The sequence below is a fragment of the Bacillota bacterium genome (assembly GCA_040754675.1).
Classification (GTDB): Bacteria; Bacillota; Limnochordia; order Limnochordales; family Geochordaceae; genus Geochorda.
The window spans coordinates 1-6,823 of sequence record JBFMCJ010000221.1 but is presented as its reverse complement, the minus strand read 5'-3'; the positions used below and the strand labels follow the sequence as shown (position 1 = coordinate 6,823).

Below are 6,823 nucleotides of genomic sequence, written 5' to 3'. Positions count from 1 at the left end.
TTCCAAACCGGGGCGGCGCCGGTGCAGGTGCGTGGGATCTACTCCACCGCCGGCTTCCGCCCGGACGCCGACTTGATGATGTGGTGGGTGGCCCCCTCCGCCGACGAACTGCAGCGGCACTTCGCCGCCTTCCGCCGCACGGCGCTGGGGAGCCGCCTCGAACTTGCCCACGCGTTCCTGGGGCTGCACCGCCCGGCGGAGTTCAACCCGGAGCACGTGCCGGCGTTCGTTCAGGGCAAGGCGCCCCTGCGCTACCTGTGCGTCTACCCGTTCTCCCGCACCCCCGAGTGGTACCTGCTCGAGCCCAAGGAACGGGCGGCCCTGCTCAAGGAGCACGGCGACCTGGCGGCGCCCTTCCCGGACGTCTACGCCAACACGACGGCCGGCTTCGGGCTCGGGGACCACGAGTGGGTGCTGGCCTTCGAGACGGACAACCTGGCACGGCTCGTCGAACTCATCCGGGCCCTGCGCGCGGCGGGAGCCCGCCGCTACGTCCACTCCGAGACGCCGTTCGTGACCGGCATCCGCAAGAGCCTGGCCGAGGCCGTGGCCGATCTGGGGTGAGGCCGGTGGAGTGGGTCAGCCTGAAAGAGGCGTGCACGATCCTCGGGGTGCACGAGGCGACGCTGCGGCGGTGGACGGACAGGGGGCTGTTGCGCGCGTTCCGCACGCCGGGCGGCCACCGGCGCTACCTGCGGGACGACCTGCTGGCGTTCCTGGCCGGGAGCCAGGCACAGCCGCCGGCCGAGTGGCTGGCCCGGCTGGCCGACCAGACGCTTTCGGTTACCCGGCAAGAGCTGAGCGAGCGCCTGGCGCAGGAGGCGTGGGCCCAGCGGTATGCTGCGAACCGTTCCGCAAAGCAATTGAGCGGCCGCGAACTTCTCGGGCTCCTCATCCAGTACGCCGCCCGGGAGAACAACCACGAGACTTACCTCAACCAGGCCCGCGCCATCATGCGGGAGTACGGCCGCGAAGCACGCGGACTCGGGCTCAGCATCCCCGAGACCGCGCGGGCGCTTCTGACCTTCCGGCAGGCCATCGTGGACGGCATCACCCGTTCCCTGTATGCGCCGCCCGGGCGGGACCCCGACGGGCAGCGCCTGATGAACCGGGCGGGCCTGTTCTTCGACGAGCTGATGATCGCCACCCTGGAGGGGTACCTGGAGCCCGCCAGGCCGGCGGCATCGGTGCCGGCAGGGGAGTTGCATCGGTGAGCGGGGCAGCGTCGCGGGCGGCGTCGGCGAAGGGGGCAGGCCCTGTGAACCCTGCCATGCTGGGTCTCGACTACCGCACGGCACCGCTCGACTTGCGGGAACGCCTGCGGCTGGCGACTCGTGCCGACGTCGAGGAGTACTTGCGCCAACTCCTGGTGCCGGCCGTGGTGCTGGCCACGTGCCACCGGGTGGAGGTGTACGTGGACGACCCCGAACGCCTGCGACACGTCGCCGACGTCCTTGCCGCGCGGAGCGGCGTGAGCACGAGGGCGCTCGAGGCGCACGGCATCCGGCGCGACGGGGAGGCGTGCGTGCGCCACCTGCTCGAGGTGGCGGCGGGGCTCCGCTCGGCGGTGGTCGGAGAGCCGCAGGTTTTGGGCCAGGTCAAGGAGGCCCTGGAGCTGGCCAGGCGGGTGCGGGCGCCGGGCGGGGTGCTGGGGGCGCTCTTCCAGCGGGCCATCCACGCGGGCAAGCGGGTCCGAACGGAGACCATGCTCGGGCGAAGCTCCCCGTCGCTGGCCAGGGCGGCCGTCCGGTGGGCGCTGGACGGGGGGCTGGATGCCGGCCGCGCCCGGGTGCTCATCGTGGGGAGCGGCGAGATGGCCATGCTGGCGGCCCGGGAGGCGGCCGCTGTGGGAGCCCGGCAGATCACGTTCTGCGCCAGGCGGCCCGAGCACGCCCTGCAGGCAGCCGGGGCGGTGCTGCAGCGCAACGCCTGGCGGGATGGCGGGGGCCGGGACCTCGCTGTAGAGGCGTTCGCCCTGGACGCGCTGCCGGAGGAGCTTGTGCGGGCTGACCTCGTCATCTCCTGCACGACGGCCCCGGGGACGGTCATCCCGGCCGCGTGGCTCGTCGAGGCCATGCGGCCGCGCGGCGGCGCCGGTAGGCCGCTGTGGGTGGCGGACCTGGCCGTCCCCCGCGACGTCGAGGTGCCCGATCCCCTGCCGCACGGGCTCCATGTGGCCAGCATCGACGAAATCGTGCCCGACGGCGCATCTCGCCCGGGCGTTAGCGGCGCCGAGGACGTGGCGGCGGCGCTGGCCATCGTGGGCCAGGAGACGGCAGCGTTCATGGAGTGGCTGCGCCAGAGGCGGGCGGCGCCCGTGCTTGTGGCGATGCGGCAAGAAGCGGAGGCCGTCCGGCGCGAGCAGGTAGAATGGGCTCTGCGCCGGCTGGACGGGGAGGCCGGCCCCCGCGCCCGGGAGGTGCTGGAGGCCATGAGCCGCCGCCTCACCGACAAGCTCATGCACCTGCCCACGCTCTACCTGAAAGAAACGGCCGCCGGAGAGCGGACGGAGGCGGCCAGGTGAGCGCGGCGAGGGAGAAGTTGCGGGTCGCAACCCGGGGCAGCCGGCTGGCGATGGCCCAGACCCAGGCCGTCCTGGAGCGCATCCGCCGCCTCGTGACCGGGCTCGAGGTCGAGGTAGTGCCCATCCGCACCCGCGGCGACCAGGTCTCCGCCCGGTGGGCCGAAGCGCAGCGCCCCGCGACGGAGGATGCTACGGCGGACATGGCCGTGGGGGCGTTCGTGAAGGAACTGGAGCATACCCTCCTGGACCGCCGGTGCGACCTTGCGGTTCACAGCCTGAAGGACGTCCCGACCAAACTCCCGGACGGGCTGACGCTGGCGGCCTTCCCCGAACGCGAGGATCCCCGCGACGTGCTCGTGATGCCGTCCGGCAGCGGGGCGGGGAGCAAGCCCGCCGATCAGGCCGACCCCGGGGACCCTGTCAGGAATGCCGGGCCGCAGCCTGCCGGGAAGCTGCTTGCCGCGCTCTTGCCCGGTGCGCGCATCGGCACCGCTTCGCTGCGCCGGTCGGTGCAGTTGCGCCTGATCCGCTCCGATATCCGGACTCTGGCCGTCCGTGGCAACGTGGAAACCCGCTTGAGACGGCTGGACGAAGGGCTCTACGACGCGCTGGCTCTGGCGGCTGCGGGGCTGGCGCGGTTGGGGCTGAGCGGCCGGCTGAGCGGGTGGTTTGAGCCGGATCAACTGGTGCCGGCCCCGGGCCAGGGGATCCTTGCGATCGAGTGCCGGGCGGACGACACTCGGGTACTTGAGTGGCTGGCTCCCATCGACCGCGCCGAAGTGCGCGCCGAGGCCGCAGCGGAGCGGTCGTTCATGGCGCGTACGGAGGCGGGGTGCCGCTGGCCGGTGGGCGCCCGGGCGCGCCTTGAGGGTTCGACGCTTGAACTCATTGGGTTTGTGGCGCTTCCCGAGGGGGCCGGCGGGGCGAACGCGGCCCGGTGGCTTGCTGCCCGGGGGCGCTGCCGCCTCGAGTTGTCCGGCCGGACGCCCGGCGAGTGGGTGGACGAGGCCCGCCGGGCCGGAGAGGCGCTCGCGGAGCAGCTGCTCGACCGCATACGGGCCGGGGAGGGCGCTGCAGTTGAAGCCGATGGCGGGGTGTAGGGTGCTGATCACCCGGCCGGCGCACCAGGCCGGCTCTACCGTCGCGGCCCTGGAGCAGGCCGGGGCCGACGTGGTGCTTATGCCGCTCATCCGCATCGATCCGCCCGGCGACCCGGAGCCCCTGCGGCAGGCGGCGAGGCGGGTGTGGGCGGGGGAGTTCGACTGGGTCGTGGTGACCAGCGCCAACGGCGCCGAGGCTCTCGCCCGGGCCCTCCGTGAAGCCCGCCAAGAGCCGGCCCCGCCCCACCCGCATGGGGAGGTGCCCGCGCGCCTGTGCGCGGTGGGGCCGGCAACCCGTGAGGCGCTGGAGCGGGAAGGGCTGAGGGTAGCCTGCACGCCTGAGCGCGCGCAGGCAGCCGCGGTGCCGGACGCCCTGGAACGAGCCGGCCCGCTGGCCGGCCGCCGCGTGCTCCTGGCCCTGGGCGACCGCGCCGCATAGGGCCTGGGGTCCGAACTTGCCAGGCGCGGGGCGGCCGCCGAGCGGGTGACGGCCTACTGCACCCGGGACGACCCGGCGGCGGCCCGGCGGGCGGCAGAGCTGGTCTGCGCGGGTGAGGTCGACCTCGTGCTGGCGGCGTCGCCAAGCGCCGTTCAGGCCCTAGCGGGGGCTCTGGCACGGGGCCCGGGGAAGGCGTGGTCGGGCAGCCTGACCGGCCCGCAGGTGTGGTCAATTGCCATCGGGCCGACCACCGCCGGAGCTGCGCGGGCCGCCGGCTGGCGGGTGTTCGAGGCTGCCTCTCCCAATGCTGAGGCCCTGGCCGCCGCCTGCGCGCAGGCCTGGCAGCAGAAGCGCAAAGCAGCGGAAGGCGAAGGGGGTTCACGTGCCAGTGGCGCGCGTTGACGTGAAGGGGTTGGAGGCTATGCTGGATGCCGGGCCGGCGAGGCCGCGCCGCCTGCGCCGCACCCTGGCCCTGCGGTCGATGGTGCGGGAGACCCGCCTTTCCGGCGAGCAGTTCATCTACCCCATCTTCGTGCAGCCGGCGGGGGTCGAGCCGCGGCCGGTCGAGTCCATGCCCGGCGTCGTCCGCTGGCCGGTGGACCGGGTCGAGGAGCCGGCGACGGAGGCGCTCGAGGCGGGGGTTCGCGCGGTGCTCCTGTTCGGCATCCCGGAGGGCAAGGACGCCCGGGGTAGCGGCGCCGACGACCCGAACGGCGTGGTGCAGCAGGCCGTGCAGCGACTGAAGGAGCGCCTGCCGGGACTCGTGGTGGTGACGGACGTGTGCCTGTGCGAGTACACGGAGCACGGGCACTGCGGCATCTTGCGGGAACGCCGCGGCGCCGTGGAGGTGGACAACGATGCCACCCTCGAACGCCTCGCCGCCACGGCCGTCTCGCACGCGGCTGCCGGGGCCGACATCGTCGCGCCGAGTGCCATGATGGACAACCAGGTGGCGGCCATCCGGCGGGCGCTGGACGCGGAAGGGTTCGAGGACGTGGCGGTGATGGCCTACTCTGCGAAGTTTGCGTCCGCGTTCTACGGGCCGTTCCGCGAGGCGGCCGGCTCGGCGCCGGCGTTTGGAGACCGGCGGGCCTACCAGATGGATCCACCCAACGCCCGGGAGGCGCTGCACGAGGTGTTCCTCGACGTCCAGCAGGGCGCCGACATCGTCATGGTCAAGCCGGCGCTCGCCTACCTGGACGTGGTGAAGCGAGTGAGGGAGGCCGTGCAACTTCCGGTGGCGGCTTACAACGTGAGCGGCGAGTTCGCCATGGTCGAGGCGGCTGCGGCAAGGGGCTGGATCGACCGGCGTGCGGTGGTTCTGGAGATCCTGACCGCCCTGGCCCGGGCCGGGGCTGACCTGATCATCACCTACCACGCTGTGGAGGCGGCGAGGTGGCTGCGAGAGTAGGCCCGAGCGGCCACAAGGGGGAGGGGCGGCGCCGGTGGCGGACTGGTTCGAACGGGCGCAGCGCGTGATGCCGGGCGGGGTCAACAGCCCGGTGCGGGCGTTCCGGGCGGTCGGCGGGACGCCGGTTTTCGTGGAGCGGGCCGAGGGGCCGTACGTGTACGGGGCCGACGGGCGCCGCTACATCGACCTCGTCCAGTCGTGGGGCGCCATCATCCTGGGCCACGCTCACCCCGCGGTGGTGGAGGCCTTGCGGAAGGCGGCGGCGAACGGCACGAGTTTCGGCATGCCCACGACGCAGGAGGTGGAGCTGGCCGAACTCATCGCTTCGGCCGTGCCGTCCGTGGAGATGGTGCGCCTGGTCAACTCCGGCACGGAGGCGGTCATGAGCGCCGTGCGGCTCGCCAGGGCGTACACCGGGCGGCGGTACGTGGTGAAATTCGAGGGGTGCTACCACGGGCACTCGGACGGGATGCTGGTGAAGGCGGGTTCCGGGGCGGCGGTGTACGGGACGGCGGGCAGCGGCGGGCCCGCTCACGAATACGGTGCGGCTCCCTCGGCCCCGGCGGCTCCGGGCGTGAGCCCGGGCGCCGCATCGGAGACGCTCCTCGCCCGCTACAACCACCCGGAGGACGTCGAGGCGGTGTTCGACCGGTGGGGGCAGGAGATCGCGGCGGTCATCGTCGAGCCGGTAGCCGGCAACATGGGTGTCGTGCTGCCCCAACCCGGCTTTCTGGAAGCCCTGCGCGCCATCACCCGGCGCCACGGGGCCCTGCTCATCTTCGACGAGGTGATCACGGGGTTCCGGGTGGGCTGGAGCGGCGCCCAGGGGCGGTTTGGCGTCACGCCCGACCTGACGTGTTTTGGCAAGGTCATCGGCGGCGGGCTGCCCGTGGGGGCGTACGGCGGGCCGCGGGCGCTGATGGAGATGGTGGCGCCGGCAGGGCCGGTTTATCAGGCGGGAACGCTGGCCGGCAACCCCGTCGCGGTCGCCGCAGGGCTGGCAACGCTCCAACTCCTCCAACGCCCGGGGACGTACGAGCGCCTGGAAGCGCTGGCCAGGAGGCTGGCGGAGGGGCTGCGGCAGGCAGCCCGGGAGGCCGGCGCGAAGCTCGCGCTGACCCAGATCGGCGGCATGGTGGGGCTTTCGTTCAGGGGTTCGGCGCCGCGGGATTTCGACGAGGCAAAGCAGCCCGACCCGGCTGTGTACGCGGGGTTCTTTCACGCCATGCTGCGGCGCGGCGTCCACCTGGCGCCGGCCATGCTGGAGGCCGCCTTCGTGGGCCTGGCCCATGAGGAAGGCGTCATCGACCAGGTCGTGCAGGCTGCTCGAGAGGCGCTGGGCCAACTCT

Annotated in this window: 6 protein-coding genes and 1 pseudogene; all 7 read left to right on the top strand. The window is 73.2% G+C overall.

Annotated features, from left to right (window positions below):
* On the top strand, positions 1 to 564 hold a 564-nt coding region (gene hemQ, locus AB1609_13080), incomplete at its 5' end, for a hydrogen peroxide-dependent heme synthase (protein ID MEW6047392.1).
* A gap of 5 nt (positions 565 to 569) precedes the next feature.
* Positions 570 to 1,214 carry a helix-turn-helix domain-containing protein gene (locus tag AB1609_13075; protein ID MEW6047391.1) on the top strand — a complete coding sequence of 215 codons (645 nt, stop codon included), beginning with the start codon at positions 570 to 572 and terminating at the stop codon, positions 1,212 to 1,214.
* The gene (hemA, locus tag AB1609_13070) at positions 1,211 to 2,524 is read left to right on the top strand and encodes a glutamyl-tRNA reductase (GenBank protein MEW6047390.1); all 1,314 of its coding nucleotides are present in this window, start codon (positions 1,211 to 1,213) and stop codon (positions 2,522 to 2,524) included. The genes AB1609_13075 and hemA overlap by 4 nt, the downstream gene beginning before the upstream one ends.
* Positions 2,521 to 3,624: a hydroxymethylbilane synthase gene (locus tag AB1609_13065; GenBank protein ID MEW6047389.1), complete on the top strand. Its 1,104-nt coding sequence runs from the start codon at positions 2,521 to 2,523 to the stop codon at positions 3,622 to 3,624. The genes hemA and AB1609_13065 overlap by 4 nt, the downstream gene beginning before the upstream one ends.
* Positions 3,611 to 4,465: pseudogene (locus AB1609_13060) on the top strand (uroporphyrinogen-III synthase). The gene AB1609_13065 and the pseudogene AB1609_13060 overlap by 14 nt, the downstream one beginning before the upstream one ends.
* A gap of 19 nt (positions 4,466 to 4,484) precedes the next feature.
* Positions 4,485 to 5,474, top strand: coding sequence for a porphobilinogen synthase (gene hemB / locus AB1609_13055; GenBank protein ID MEW6047388.1), 990 nt, complete (start codon positions 4,485 to 4,487; stop codon positions 5,472 to 5,474).
* 67 nt (positions 5,475 to 5,541) lie between these two features.
* Positions 5,542 to 6,823 (top strand): glutamate-1-semialdehyde 2,1-aminomutase (gene hemL, locus AB1609_13050; GenBank protein ID MEW6047387.1); only part of this gene is annotated, 1,282 nt, incomplete at its 3' end.